The 12,459-nt window shown below is 60.5% G+C and carries 12 protein-coding genes, 1 tRNA gene and 1 pseudogene; 5 read left to right on the forward strand and 9 right to left on the reverse strand.

All coding sequences use genetic code 11. The features are described from left to right. Positions 1-7: 7 nt before the first annotated feature. The 4 genes from IYW40_RS15490 to IYW40_RS15505 form a co-directional block, all read right to left on the reverse strand. Positions 8-2,125 carry a DDE-type integrase/transposase/recombinase gene (locus IYW40_RS15490; protein ID WP_196401209.1) on the reverse strand — a complete coding sequence of 706 codons (2,118 nt, stop codon included), beginning with the start codon at positions 2,123-2,125 and terminating at the stop codon, positions 8-10. A gap of 3 nt (positions 2,126-2,128) precedes the next feature. Next, the gene (locus IYW40_RS15495) at positions 2,129-2,980 is read right to left on the reverse strand and encodes a ParB N-terminal domain-containing protein (RefSeq protein WP_196401210.1); all 852 of its coding nucleotides are present in this window, start codon (positions 2,978-2,980) and stop codon (positions 2,129-2,131) included. Next, a complete protein-coding gene (locus tag IYW40_RS15500) occupies positions 2,977-3,183 on the reverse strand; it encodes a hypothetical protein (RefSeq protein WP_196401211.1) in 207 nt (68 codons plus the stop codon). Before IYW40_RS15500 ends, IYW40_RS15495 begins: the two co-directional genes overlap by 4 nt. Before the next feature lie 129 nt (positions 3,184-3,312). After that, positions 3,313-3,678, reverse strand: coding sequence for a helix-turn-helix domain-containing protein (locus tag IYW40_RS15505; RefSeq protein WP_348644298.1), 366 nt, complete (start codon positions 3,676-3,678; stop codon positions 3,313-3,315). A gap of 57 nt (positions 3,679-3,735) precedes the next feature. On the opposite strand from IYW40_RS15505, the gene IYW40_RS15510 reads away from it, so the two are divergent. Both IYW40_RS15510 and IYW40_RS15515 read left to right on the forward strand, forming a co-directional pair. Next, positions 3,736-4,389 carry a S24 family peptidase gene (locus IYW40_RS15510; RefSeq protein ID WP_196401213.1) on the forward strand — a complete coding sequence of 218 codons (654 nt, stop codon included), beginning with the start codon at positions 3,736-3,738 and terminating at the stop codon, positions 4,387-4,389. A gap of 84 nt (positions 4,390-4,473) precedes the next feature. Continuing rightward, on the forward strand, positions 4,474-4,749 hold the full coding sequence (locus tag IYW40_RS15515; protein WP_196401214.1) for a hypothetical protein: 276 nt from the start codon (positions 4,474-4,476) through the stop codon (positions 4,747-4,749). A 254-nt stretch (positions 4,750-5,003) separates the two neighbouring features. Here the strand turns inward: IYW40_RS15515 and IYW40_RS15520 are convergent, their stop codons facing one another. The 3 genes from IYW40_RS15520 to IYW40_RS15530 are packed head-to-tail and all read right to left on the reverse strand — an operon-like array spanning position 5,004 to position 8,380. Beyond that, positions 5,004-6,881: a hypothetical protein gene (locus IYW40_RS15520; RefSeq protein ID WP_196401215.1), complete on the reverse strand. Its 1,878-nt coding sequence runs from the start codon at positions 6,879-6,881 to the stop codon at positions 5,004-5,006. A 3-nt stretch (positions 6,882-6,884) separates the two neighbouring features. Next, entirely contained in the window at positions 6,885-7,376 is a 492-nt protein-coding gene (locus IYW40_RS15525) for an ABC-three component system middle component 2 (protein ID WP_196401216.1), read from the reverse strand. After that, positions 7,373-8,380: an ABC-three component system protein gene (locus IYW40_RS15530; RefSeq protein WP_196401217.1), complete on the reverse strand. Its 1,008-nt coding sequence runs from the start codon at positions 8,378-8,380 to the stop codon at positions 7,373-7,375. The genes IYW40_RS15525 and IYW40_RS15530 overlap by 4 nt, the downstream gene beginning before the upstream one ends. A 600-nt stretch (positions 8,381-8,980) precedes the next feature. Here IYW40_RS15530 and IYW40_RS15535 point away from each other — a divergent pair. Next, positions 8,981-9,056: transfer RNA gene (locus IYW40_RS15535), tRNA-Phe, on the forward strand. Positions 9,057-9,606: 550 nt separating this feature from the next. Here the strand turns inward: IYW40_RS15535 and IYW40_RS15540 are convergent. Then, positions 9,607-9,993, reverse strand: a pseudogene (locus IYW40_RS15540) (helix-turn-helix domain-containing protein); the annotation flags it as partial. A gap of 502 nt (positions 9,994-10,495) precedes the next feature. On the opposite strand from IYW40_RS15540, the gene IYW40_RS21915 reads away from it, so the two are divergent. Next, positions 10,496-10,738 (forward strand): GDCCVxC domain-containing (seleno)protein, encoded by a 243-nt coding sequence (locus IYW40_RS21915; RefSeq protein WP_246720836.1) that lies wholly within the window; start codon positions 10,496-10,498, stop codon positions 10,736-10,738. 125 nt (positions 10,739-10,863) lie between these two features. Here IYW40_RS21915 and IYW40_RS15550 read toward each other — a convergent pair whose 3' ends face one another. After that, positions 10,864-11,772: a LysR family transcriptional regulator gene (locus IYW40_RS15550; RefSeq protein WP_196401220.1), complete on the reverse strand. Its 909-nt coding sequence runs from the start codon at positions 11,770-11,772 to the stop codon at positions 10,864-10,866. Between the two features lie 126 nt (positions 11,773-11,898). Between IYW40_RS15550 and IYW40_RS15555 the strand changes: the two genes are divergently transcribed. Beyond that, positions 11,899-12,444 carry a peroxidase-related enzyme gene (locus IYW40_RS15555; RefSeq protein WP_196401424.1) on the forward strand — a complete coding sequence of 182 codons (546 nt, stop codon included), beginning with the start codon at positions 11,899-11,901 and terminating at the stop codon, positions 12,442-12,444. Positions 12,445-12,459 lie beyond the last annotated feature (15 nt).

Raw genomic sequence — 12,459 nt, forward strand, 5'->3', positions numbered from 1 at the left:
GCGGAACTCACCGCAACGCGGCTTCGCCGAACTCCTCAAACATCTCCTTCATCGCGTGATATTCGGCGCCGACCTGGTAGCCGCCGAGCCACAACGCCTCTTCGTTCGAGAGACGCTCATTGTTTTCGACACGCGCTTCCAGTTCGCGCGCGCGGCGGAATCGCTGTTGGCGCGTTTCAGGAAGCTGATGAACGGGGGCGACTTCCGATTTTGCGTCGACAAATTGATTGGAATTCGGAAGCCGAGACGCTTGGACGTTTCCTGCCGCCTCGCTGGCCGCCTCAAGCCCCGCTGTCGTGTAGCTCTCTTCGCGCTTGGGAAACTCGACGAGTTTGCCGGCGTCCTTCGCCGCCTTGCGGACAATCACGTCGACCATGTCGCGCGGCTTGATCTGCCGCATGTCGGCCCGCAGCTGCGCGGCGCTTTCTTCGAGCAGACGTTTCTGCTGCGCGCGCGCTTCCATGACCGCCGCCTTGGGATCAATTCCCGCGAGTTCGGGGCAGATCGCTTCGCCCAAAAATTCCGCGCCGTCTTCGGAGAAGAGCCAGGCGCGTCCCAAATCCTCGGGGTCCATGCGCACGAAAACGCGCGTTTCGGGCATGACGTTCGGCGCGAGATAGTAGGAATGATCGATGCGCACGCCCTTCTTGGTGACGATGCGCGTGCCGTCGCCGCCGGCGATTGGCGCGAGCAGCAGATCGAGCGCGCGCAGATCGTCGATGCGACGCACGACGCCGTCGAACGCGGCGGCGATCTGGAAGGGCGTCGCGCCGTTCAGGCCGCTGTGCGGACGATTGGCGTATCGGCCGGCCGCCCATTCGTCACAGATCGCCTGTAGCTCCGCGCCGGCGTATTGAGGCTTCATCGCGCCGGCGTCGTCGAGGCCGAGCCGCTGCGAGAACGCCCGGCGCTCTTCGATCACCTTTCGATCTGCGACGTTGTGGCCGATAAAGCCTGCGATCAGCGGCGCAAGATCATGCTGAAAGGTGCGCACCGCCCGTTCGACATGGCCTTTTTCCTGAGGCTGGAAGGGCCGCGACAGCTCGACTTCTATGCCAAGCGCCGCGAACAGGCGTTGCGTGCTCTTGGCGGTGAAATCCGAGCCATTGTCGGTGTGAACGCGCTCGGGAACGCCCCAGGCGAGGATCGCCCGGCGGATCAGCAGCGCCACGGCTTCGGCGCGCGGCGTCTTCGAGACGTAAACGATAAGGCGACGCGAGAAGATGTCGACGCAGAGATAGACCGAATGGCGACCGTCGACGCACATGACGTCGGCCGGCGACGCGTCGATCTGCCAAAGCTCGTTGAGCCGCGACACGGGATGCGAGTTTGACCCGGTGAGCCTGTATTTGCTCTTGAAGGCGTCTGGATTCGTCGCCTTGGTGAGGAGAACCTTGTCCTCCCGCTCGATCTTGGCGCGCAGGCGCTGGAACGAGCGCAGCGAGACGCCTTTGATCGACGCAAATCGATCTTCGCAAAGCGCTTTGAGATGATCGCTCGTCAGATGCGGCTGTTTTGCGATGGCGGCGAGCAGGAACGCTCTTACCTTTCCCTGCTCGCCGGACTCGAGAGCACCCTTACCCCTACGCGCGGCGCCCTTGTCGACGCCGAGCCGTGAAATTCCTTGGTATGACTTGAGACTCCGCCAGCGGCGCAGCGAGCGCGGCGAGATCTTCGGGCACGCCTGGCGCACCCATGTTTCAACGTCGATCTTGGCGAGGTTGTAGCGTGCGACGAATAGGCGGTCGGCCGTTGTTCGCGACAGATTGCCGTCGCGCGCGAGCCGATCGGCGGCGGTGAGCAGTGCGAGACGGGCATCGCGGGATTCAGCCGCGGGAAGCGTAAGTTGCGCGTCCTGCGCCGCCGACGTTTCGAGTGGCGCGAAACATTCCGCCTTGAGATCGACCGCGCCGATGTGTTTCGAGACATAGGCGGCGAGCGTCGCGGGCGGCAGAAGATCGATATGGAATTCGAGCCCACCGCCGCGACCCTGGCGCGCCCGCACCTTGTCCTTTTGCGCAAGCCAGCCCTCGCGCTCGGCATAGTCACGCCAGCCGCGCTCCGTGGCCGGAAGGCCCGGAAGCGCGAGCGATGCGAGATTTTGTGCCGATAGCCAGTCGCGCATCGATCAGGCCTTCTCGTCCTTCTCGGCGTAGACGAGTCCGACGTCGGCCATGAACTGCCGCTTGGTTTTGTTTGTCGCTTTCGACCAGCGATCGAGTAGGTCGGAGTAGATGCGCGCTTGCAGATCATCGGTTTTGGGCTTGTCGACGCCAATCGCGACGCGCGCCTGAGCGACGGTCTTGACCTCGCCGTCTAAGATCGCGGCGACGGCCTTGCGCTGATGTCCGGCGTCGAGGGCGGCAAGCTGTTTCAGCTCATTTTGATTGTCTTCGATCATCGTCCCGCGCAGCTGCGGGATGACCTCAGGATTGAGCGCCTTGGCGATCGCGAGGGCTTCGAAAATCTGCGACCGACCGAGATTGACCCTCTTCGCGACCTGATCCGTAAATCTCTCAGACAGAAAGAGTCCGGTTTCCGGACTCTCTTTATCGAATTGAACTTGAATATCTTTCCGTTTTGACTGCCTGATTTTCAGACGTGTTTTGTTGTAAATATCCTTCGCTTCGGCGATAAAAATCGCGCGATCGAGCGCCGTCAGCCCGGCGTTGCCGATGTTCTCGAAAATCTCGGAAGCGCGAGCGCCCTCCTCGTCTTCGTCGCGAATGACGACGTCGACGCCGATGACCAACGTCTCTCTTCCCAGGCCCCTGAGCACCTCAAGCCGATGGCCGCCGGTCGTGAGCTTATAACCATCGCCAACGGAGCGGATGACGATCGGTTGCACGAGCGGCGATAGGCCTTCGGCGAGCCGCTGGTCCGCAATCGATCTGTAAAATTCGACGCGGATCGGATCGACTGGACGCTTTCGTCCCGATGCGTCGATTTGCGCGATTTGGACGGTCTGCGCGGAGGTCATAGTGCGCGACCCTCATCCTTCGCGATATCCCGCAGCGCCTTGTGGTAAAGGTTGAAGATCGCCAGAGCTTCGGATGTGCTGAGCTCGCCCGCGTCGACATCGACGAGCAGACCTAAAGACAACTCTACGATGATGTCGGCGAGTGTTTTTCCATCCGCCAGTTGACGGCGTAGACCCTGCTTAAGCAACTCCTTATGCGACATCGTCAAAGCTCCATCGGGAAGGAAAAAGCGCGGCGGCCGGAGAAGCCTGTGGGAGGCCGGGAACACGGCCGCCGCGCAATCGGGCGGGAGCAAGGGGAAAGACCGCCCGATGTGGTGGTTAACCATGTCTTAAGCCGCCCTCTTGCGAGGTCTGGACGCCCTGGAACCGCGCGGGATACGCTTGATTTCCGGGCGAGGGGTCGCCTCGCGGGAGATCAGCTTGCCGTCTGAGTCGAACCACTGCGGCCAAAGCTCGTTGAGCGGCACGCCGAGAAATTCGGCGATCGTCCGATTGGCGCGCGGGTGCGGCTTCGTAAGCGCCCAACTCAAGGTCTTGCGCGAAAGACGGACCTTGCGGGCAAGACCGGCCAATGACTCGCCTTTCATTTTCACAGCGCAAATGACCTCCGCCGGATGCCAACCTGTGGCTCTGGCTTGCCGAAAGTTCGTCAAGTTCAAATCAGACATGTCAGGAATATGCCGAGATTTCGGCATAACAGTCAAGCTGGTTTCGCTTTCGTTGACGAAATTTCGTCGTGGAGCGCTGCTGCGATGACGGTAGAGGATCAGAAAAAGCGTTTGAGAGAGCGCATTAGCGATGCTATCGGCGGCGCTGCGAAGGTCGGAAAGAAAGGCATTCCGCGGACCACAATCGATGGCTGGGTGAAAGGCCCGACCTTGCCTAAGCTCGGGCAGTTCCTGGAATTTTGTGAGGAGGTCGGGCGTGATCCGGCTTCATTTTTTAACGAAGTTCCAAAAAAAATCATTCAAATTCAGAAACTTGACGTTCTTCCCGCCGCAGGCGCGGGCGCGACAAATGACGCACTGCCTGTCGCTGAAGCGCTGGAATTCCCGCTCTGGATGGCGCAAAAGCTCACCAAAACCGCGCGTGGAAAGGTCGCGAGCCTGCGCTTCATGCGCGCCCTCGGCGACAGCATGGAGCCGCTAATCGAACCCGGCGCGTTGCTGCTGGTCGATGAGAGCGACTCCGATCATCGACGATCGCCAAAGCCGAGAAAGGCTTCGGATCACAATAATATTTATGTCTTTCTGCAGGATGGCGCACTGCGCGTGAAGCGCCTGCGCGTCGACCGCAAGGGCGCGACGATCGCGTTGAGCGATAATCCGGCCTATGACCCGGAATTCCTGCACAAACAGGACTTCAAAGTGCTCGGCCGGGTGATCTGGTGGGACAATCGATTGTAAGGCGTTTCGAAGAGAGATAATTGAAGATGCTCGCGCTTGTCGCCGAGCGCATTGCGTTGTCTGAATAATTAGGAGGCTTGCCTCATGAATTTCCAGATCAAAATCGAATGTAGCACTGTGGCGCTTGGCGGGGATTCAATCTCGCGCAGCCAGGAGCTCGCCAACATTCTAATCGCCGTCGCTGCGGATTTGTTGGACCAAGGCTTGGTGCCTGGCGACAAACGGCCTTTGCGTGACCGCAATGGTCACTCTGTTGGAACAGCCCGACTGACCAACCAACCTCACGTGCTCGCTTCGAGCCCGTTCCTAAACAGGGCTTTCAGGGATGCTCGTGAAATCCGTCATTCAAATCCAGAATGACGCGAAGCACTTACGCCCAATGGCCTCCTCGATCCTGAAACCTTGTTTGACGACGCCTATTATCTCGCCATAGGCAAGCCAAAGGGACGCGGGGAGGTGGGTCAGTTTGAATTCAGGTTGTGACCCATATCGGACGCTTGGAACGTCGGCTTTCGGGCTTGTCTGTCAGGCTGTCGAAGCAAGGTAGTTGTCCGCACGGTGCGTGCGGCGGCGGTGCCAATACTGTGCGCGATCAACGAGGTGCCGTTGAGAGATCAGAAGAACCCTTTCCTATCTCCCTCTCCTCCGGGGCCGACAAAGGCAACTACCCGGGATGTCGGTCCCAGATTTATGGGCGGTTCGTAGTTCTCGATGATAATGAACTGCGCGATGGACGCTTTGTCCAAGAGGAAGCGGTAGAAGTGTTCGTTGAGGCCCGTGCGGACGACTTCTTTCTCGTCGTTGGCCAAGGCACCATGCCTTGACTTTATGGGGTCTCGATAACTGAGAAGGGGACTGTCCAGAACGATCACACCCGGATGCGGCAGGCCCTTTTCCTTGCAGAACAAGAGAATGCCGATCTTGAAGGCGGCGTTCATCAAAGCCCGCACGCCCTTGCCGTTACCCTTGCGCCCCTTCCCATTGATGAGGATGTCGTGGGATTTGTCATCGAAGGACACAGTCTGGAGGCCTGGGAAGTTCCAAGCGTGCAAAACGGACTGGACATGCATGGCGAGTTCGTGGCCGACGACGCCTCCGACGCCCGTCTGCACGCTCCCGCGCTTCGGTCTCGACGCCTTGAAAGCTTCGAGCTTGGTTTTGCGCGCCTTCATGTCGGCAATGCGTGCCGACAGTTCCAAACCCTGTCGAACGTGGTCGCGGATCTTGTCCAGATCTTCGTAGCTTTTCCGGCTCGATGCCTCCAAGGGCTTCGCCTTCTCGATGGCACAGTCGACGTCCTTGAGCCGCTCGCCCGAGCGCCCCGCACGCGTTGTGAGCCCTTCTGCCTCAGCGCGGAGGGAGGCCGTCGCTTTCATGAGTTCAGCCCTCGCGAAGTGGATCTTGTCGATCTCCGCGACGACCGAGGCTTGCGTCATCTCGATCTCGTCGAAACCGTGTTCGTGACGCTGATGCTCCGGGTCCGCTCCGCAGAGCGGGCATGACCGGCGGGAGCCTGCCAGCAGCGCGGCGCTTCCTTCAGCCAACGACATCAGTCTCGCGACATCGCTCTCGTACACCCGGCGCAGGGTCTCGAAACGGTCGAGCATGATCTCGATTTCGGTGCGTCGCTCGTTGGCGTCCGCCATCAAGTCGACGAGGGTGCGCCTTTCTTTCCTTAAGGCGTCAAGATTGTCCTGGTGGCCCGTCAACCTCGTTTGCAGGTCGTCGATCGTTTTCGAAATCTTCTCGTCGCGTGCGGCAAGCTCAGCATGGTCGAGGAAGCGGCGCTGAAGTTCCAGTTCGGCGCTGGCGATCATTTCACCGATGAGCTCGATCTTGCCCGCGTTGGCGTCCTTCTGCGCATCGACGCTCTTGGTGGCGACGACGGCGGCGTCATCGACGCCGGTGAGCAGGAACTTCAGGACGTTCTTGTCGAAGGTATCGCCGCTGCGATCCGCGATCCGGATGGGACTCCACTCCGCCATCATGTTTGTCTCTTCCGTCAGCATGTATGGAGCGAAGTGGCGGAAGGTGAAGGTGCTCTTGTCTCCTGTCAGGGTCCGAGCGATGCGCTTGTCGGCGATGCCCAATTCGGCCAGCAGGAAAGCCGATACGCTGTTGCCCGATGCCTTGTGGTCCGCTGACAGAACGCGGTTCGTTTCGGATTTAGTGCCCGGCTCGACGGCCGGCTCGTAAAGCCCAAATTCGCCGCCTTTGATCGCGCGCGTGAGCGTAACGGAGCCGCTCATCGGAAGATCGAGGCCCAGCCACCCGCGTTCGTAGCCGTTGATCTCCTCGATGTCGGGAAGCGGGCTGCCGGCACCGGTCATGAAATCCAGGGCCTTAACGATGAAAGACTTGCCGGCGTTCGAAGCACCCCAGATTACGTTCACGGTCGGGCAGAAGTCGAGGCGCGCAACCGGGACATTCGGCCCTGAGAATGCAAGGGTTCGGATGAAAAAATGCTCGGGCAGCGTCGTTTCCTTGGGCACGGTTCAGGCTTCCCGCGAGTTGCCGCCGAGGGTGCTGAAGGCGTCGTTCCAATGCCCAATCCGCTCGCGCGCGAAGGCTATGAAACGCTCCTTGGTGTGCTCCTTCACTTGACTGGCCAACCACTGGGCGCAGGCCTTCAACTCGACTGAATAGGGCGACTCCAAAAGGTCAAGATAGGCCGACGCTTCCTGCGAGGCACGGTAATAGATCCCCTCCGTCGTACTTTCTCGCTCAACGAGATGGCACCGCCGCATCAGTTCGAGACTCACCTCGACGAGCCTCCGCCGGACCAGCAACTCACCTTGGCGGCCGGGCAGGTCTGGATGAAGGCTCGGGGGACCGTCGAGGTCGGCGGTGTGGACGACCAAGTGGTCGAACAGCACCATCTCGGCTAGGTCGATCTGGTTGGGACGTAACTCCTCCAGGACCGCAACGGCACGGATGCCCGTCTCAAGCGGGGAGTTAAAAAGGTGACCGAACGTTTCGATGCTCATGGCGCCCACTTCATTTTTCCTTCGTTCGCAAGGTGATGACACATCCCTTGACGAACCGTGACGCGGGCGAGCTTTCCGTTCAGCGCGGCCGTCATCGTCGAGGCATGCTTCATCACGGCGTTAACGCGAGCGAGCATGTTGTCGTGGCGATCGCGGTGGACGTCAATTGCGCCGTAGTAGACCTCGTCCTTGAAAGCCGTGAGATATTCAGGCGCGACGCTGTCACGATGGAACCGCAGGAAGGCGGTCGCGTCGCAGAACCGTACCCGCTGGTCACGCAGATGGTCGCCGTGGTCAGCATCGGCCAGGACATCGTCGGCCGTGGCGAAGGGCACCCCACGCGCTTCGCCATACACCTGGCGCAGTTGGTCCACGTATTCCATCTCGTCCGGCTGGACCGCAGGCGGCACGATACCGGGCGGTGCGTCGCCGGGCATAAGGCCGAGAACCCTAGTCATGGCCGGTTTGAATGCCTCGGCCTTGGAAATCACGTTTGCCGTCAAGCATGCGATCCGTCCGAAGTCATAGCCGTCAATGGCGGAACGGATCTGGTCCGACAAGGACACCGTCTTCCGCGCCGTGATCTTCTTGGCGCAATGATTGTCCCATTCGTCGATCAGCTTTTGCTTCAACGTCGAGGGATTATTGATGAGGTCAGCCGCATCGCCGACAATGCCGCGCGGGGCAACGAACCAGTACCTGACGGGCAAGGTCCTGTAGGCACCGTCGTCGTGGTGGAAGAACATCTTGCCTAATTCGAGCAGCATCTCCGCGACGCTCAGCTTGCTGCCGCGTGTCTTGCGCTTGCATTGGTAGAGATCCCAAGCGCCTTCGTGCCGTTGCGTCGTCTTGAAGCCGATTACGTCGCGACCCTTGTCATTAGCCTTTCCGATCCGCTCGACCGTGTCGTACCCGCGTTCCGTGAGCCCTTCCGCCCAGAATTCGATGAATTGTTCGAGTTCGTCGTCCTCCAGTTCGAGAAGACGGATTGCAAGGCTGGTCAATGGAGGCTCTGAATGGTTAGGTCGGTGATGAGAGACGGCAAGATAATCCGGCCGGACCGCCTCACCAAGGTCGAGTCCGCGAAGAGTCGTTGCATTTCCACGGGGATGTCAGGGGCCAAGGTCCGATTATGGCGCTTAGCGGAATTCAAATCGACCGACGACCGCCCTTAAGAGCCCCCATTCCAGTTCCTAGTTTACAAGTACGCTAGACTATTTCAGACTGGGCGCTCTCCTTAGATGTTTGGACGTTTCAGCTGCCTTGATGCTTGCACTCTCGATCGGCGCTGACTTCCGAGTTCGCGCGCCAGGCCAAACTTTAGCTCCCGCTTTTCCGGGCTTTTTCGATTTTCGAGGCGCCGCGCCCCGCGAGATTTTAGGCCATTTGATCTGTCGCGGCGCATACCGCTGTTAAATCCCTGCGGAACGCGCCATCGCCCGCTTTTCCGGGCCGTATGACCACTCAATCCCGCGCAACCCCACCTAAACCCGTCTGGGCCATCTGTTCTGTCGCGTTACATCTCTGAACGGTCTCGCCACCCTAGCGGCTCTGGACAAGTCGTTGCGCGCTTTCTATAAGCCCGACACATCGCGTTCGCGCGAGCCCAGGTAGCTCAGTTGGTAGAGCATGCGACTGAAAATCGCAGTGTCGGTGGTTCGATTCCGCCCCTGGGCACCATTAAATTCAATGAGTTAAGGCTGGGCGCCAAAGGCGTGTCGACACTTTTTTCGGCCAATGTTGACAACTTTGACTGCTATGTGTTCCCGGTAAAGTCGAGCTTGCCTAGCGCCCGCCGCGCTTGGCGAGCGTCAGCCGTCTCCGAATAATGCTGGCCCATGCTGAGCGTCTGCTGACCAAGACTGCGGCGGATCAGATCGAGGTCTGACGTGACCTCCCGCAGCCTCGTCCCCAGCATATGCCTTAAGCCGTGCATCGTCAGTCCCGGCTTTATCGCCGCCAAACGTCGCGCCGATATCGACGCACTTCTTCCTCCGGGTCCAAAAATCGCAAGGTTTCAAGCGAAACGACTACATGCTGGCGACGCCGCCAATCGGCGTCATCGTCTTTCCGGGTCAGGCATCTCCGCCAATCTCGCCGATAAGGCGCGAATGCTCGGCATCCCCGGTATGGAAATTCATCGACGGCGGCGCGTCAGCGCGTCAGATCGACCATTGATGCGGTGGTCAATCTTCGCCGATCGGTTGATTGGCGCGCCTTTCGATGCGGCCAGCATGTCGAGCACGGGGCATGATGGCGCGGGGTCGCCCGAGCAGCGGGAGACTGTCTCGGCCAGAATATTCTCAAGTCTGGCGAGGTCGGCGAGCTTCGCACGAACCTCGTCGAGATGCGCTTGCGCAATCTCTCTTACTTCGGCGCAGGACGCGCGGGACGGCTCGGCGAGCGCCAGAAGCGCGCGGATTTGCTCGATGCTGAATCCCAGCTCGCGAGCGCGGCGAATAAAGGCCAGCCGTCGGATATGGCCGTCCTCATAGGCGCGGCGCCCATTCGCCGTCCGCGCCGGCGACGGCATGAGCTCGATGCGCTCATAGTAGCGCACAGTTTCGAGATTGACGCCCGTCGCCGCCGCAAGTCGCCCAATGGTGAAAGGCTGCATATTTCGCTTGCACCCGTAGTTGCTACGGGTTGCAGAATAGCCGCTACGTCGAGAAAGGGCGAGCCAAGCTATGACCGTCAACCACGCCGCACAAAAAGGCGCCCCAGACGCTTCGTCTTCCTCCGCCGCGCCCGCGGCGCCAAAATGGTTCGCAGCCTTTGGACTTGTTGCGGGTCTCGGCGCGGTCGTGGCGTCGTCGTGCTGCGTCATTCCCCTCGGGCTGTCTACGTTCGGCGCTGGCGCGAGCTTGCTGGGCGGACTTGAAGCGGTCGCGATGTGGCGCGCTCCGCTGCTCTCTGTCAGCGCCCTGGCGCTTGTCGGGGGCTGGGGAGCGTGGTGGTTGAAGCGTCCCGCTGCCTGCGCTTCCGGAGCAAGCTGCGGATCGTCCACGCGCTCACGCGCGACGATAGCGCTGCTTCTCTGCGCGTCGACGGCCGTAATCGCGGCGGCAAGTTGGAGCTATATCGACCCCATGCTGCTCAAGTTTTTTAGAGGCCGCTGAATGCAACTCGTCTCGACCATTACTTGCCCGTCCTGCGGCTACGAATCAGCGGAGACGATGCCGACCGACGCTTGTCAGTTCTTCTACGAATGCAGGGGCTGCGGCGCCCTCCTCAAGCCGAAGGCGGGGGATTGCTGCGTGTTCTGCTCCTATGGCGACGTTCCGTGCCCCCCGATTCAGGAAGCCAGAGAGCATGGCCGCGCCGCCGGATGTTGTTCGGGCATGCAGCAAGGGAGTTTATGAAATCGGTTCGATGGCCGGTTACAAGCATCGTCGGCGTCAAGATTGCCACTATGTTGGCCGCCCCCTTTGACAGCAGACGTAAGTGCTCGATCGGCTCGCGTGAGCTGCAATCAGAGCAGACCTTTTTAGGAGATGTTAAGGCCATCGAGCGTCGCATGCAGGCGCGGCGCGGCGAAGTCGATGAAAGCTCTCAGTTTGGAGGAGACCAAGCGGCTCTGAGGATAGACAAGGTGAACTGGGACGGGCGGCGGCGTGAAATTGTCGAGAAGAGGCGCGAGTCGGCCGTCGCGAATCTGGTCGGCGACCATGTACGACAGCGCCACGGTGATCCCATCCCCCATTTCCGCCGCGGCGATGGATGCAGCCGCGTCATTGATCTCGAGCCGCGGGACAAATGAAACGCTGTTGCCTTTTTTGCCGTCGAGAAAACGCCACTCCCTGTTCGGCATAAGGCCAGTGAACGCGATGATTGAGTGGAGACGTAGATCGGCGGGAGTCTGCGGAACGCCCCGCCGCACGAGATAGTCCGGGCTCGCAACCAATATCCTTCGAACGGTTCCGATCTTCTTCGCGACCAAATTTGAATCCGGCAACGGACCGATGCGGACCGCAAGATCGATCCCTTCCTCCACGAGGTTGGCGATGCGATCGAGCAGCAGCACCGACATCGTTACGCGCGGGTGCTGGCTAAGAAACGCGCACACCACGGGCGTGAGGGCCGACCGACCAAATGTCACTGAGGCCGTGAGCGTGAGATGGCCATTCGGAACGGCTGTTTCGCCGACGGCATCCTTCTCGGCGGAATCGAGATCGGTCAGGATACGCCGCGCGCTTTCCAGGAAGCGCTGACCGATGTCTGTGATGGTCAGGCTGCGGGTCGTGCGGTTGAAGACGCGGGCGCCGAGACGCTCTTCAAGCGCAGCGATCGCCCGGGTCACCGCGGGGGGAGACAGGCGCAGACGCGTTCCCGCTTTCGCGAAGCTGCCGGCGTCGGCGACGGCGACAAATACCTCGAGCTCGTGAAGACGATCCATTTTATTCCTATAATCGGAATAATGAATTCCATACGTCAGATATTCTTACAAGAAAAATAACCAGCCATTGTCTGGAGGAGCGGCGCCGAGGTGCGCCGCGCCGTCAACGAAACAAGGATTGACCCTATGGCTCGAATTGCCGTCATCGACCCCGAATCCGCCACTGGCGAAGCCAAGAAATTGCTGGACGCCGTCCAGGCCAGCCTTGGCGCGGTCCCCAACTTCATCCGCGTGCTGGCCAATTCCCCGGCGGCGCTGAACGCGTTCCTCGGCATCCACGGGATCGCCGGCGCGGGTTTTCTCGATCCGAAAACGCGCGAGCGTATCGCGCTGGCCGTCGCCGAACAGAACGCCTGCCAGTACTGCGTCTCTGCGCACACGGCCATCGGCCGCAAGGCCGGCCTCGACAGTCAGGAGATGCTGGCGAACCGCATGGGCCGTTCGTCGGACGCCAAGGCGGAAGCCGCGCTCGCCTTCGCCCGCGCGCTCGTCGAGCATGCCGGACAGGTGAGCAAGGCCGAATTCGACGCCGTGCGCGCGGCCGGCCATTCGGATGGCGAGATCATCGAGATCATCACGCATGTCGCAATGAACATCTTCACGAATCTTCTGGGCAAGGCGACCCAGATCGAGATCGACTTCCCGGAAATCCAGCTGAACGAGGCCGCCTGACTGACTCGGGACCGG

Origin of the sequence: Methylocystis sp. H4A (assembly GCF_015709545.1) — a bacterium.
Lineage (GTDB): Bacteria > Pseudomonadota > Alphaproteobacteria > Rhizobiales > Beijerinckiaceae > Methylocystis > Methylocystis silviterrae.

What these genes read in the sequence shown, in the direction of transcription:
- IYW40_RS15555 (WP_196401424.1), top strand. Translation starts at nt 11,899, where the DNA reads ATGGCTCGAATTGCCGTCATCGACCCCGAATCCGCCACTGGCGAAGCC.
- IYW40_RS21915 (WP_246720836.1), top strand. Translation starts at nt 10,496, where the DNA reads ATGCAACTCGTCTCGACCATTACTTGCCCGTCCTGCGGCTACGAATCA.
- IYW40_RS15515 (WP_196401214.1), top strand. Translation starts at nt 4,474, where the DNA reads ATGAATTTCCAGATCAAAATCGAATGTAGCACTGTGGCGCTTGGCGGG.
- IYW40_RS15550 (WP_196401220.1), bottom strand. Translation starts at nt 11,772, where the DNA reads ATGGATCGTCTTCACGAGCTCGAGGTATTTGTCGCCGTCGCCGACGCC.
- IYW40_RS15505 (WP_348644298.1), bottom strand. Translation starts at nt 3,678, where the DNA reads ATGCCGAAATCTCGGCATATTCCTGACATGTCTGATTTGAACTTGACG.
- IYW40_RS15510 (WP_196401213.1), top strand. Translation starts at nt 3,736, where the DNA reads ATGACGGTAGAGGATCAGAAAAAGCGTTTGAGAGAGCGCATTAGCGAT.
- IYW40_RS15495 (WP_196401210.1), bottom strand. Translation starts at nt 2,980, where the DNA reads ATGACCTCCGCGCAGACCGTCCAAATCGCGCAAATCGACGCATCGGGA.
- IYW40_RS15500 (WP_196401211.1), bottom strand. Translation starts at nt 3,183, where the DNA reads ATGTCGCATAAGGAGTTGCTTAAGCAGGGTCTACGCCGTCAACTGGCG.
- IYW40_RS15525 (WP_196401216.1), bottom strand. Translation starts at nt 7,376, where the DNA reads ATGAGCATCGAAACGTTCGGTCACCTTTTTAACTCCCCGCTTGAGACG.
- IYW40_RS15490 (WP_196401209.1), bottom strand. Translation starts at nt 2,125, where the DNA reads ATGCGCGACTGGCTATCGGCACAAAATCTCGCATCGCTCGCGCTTCCG.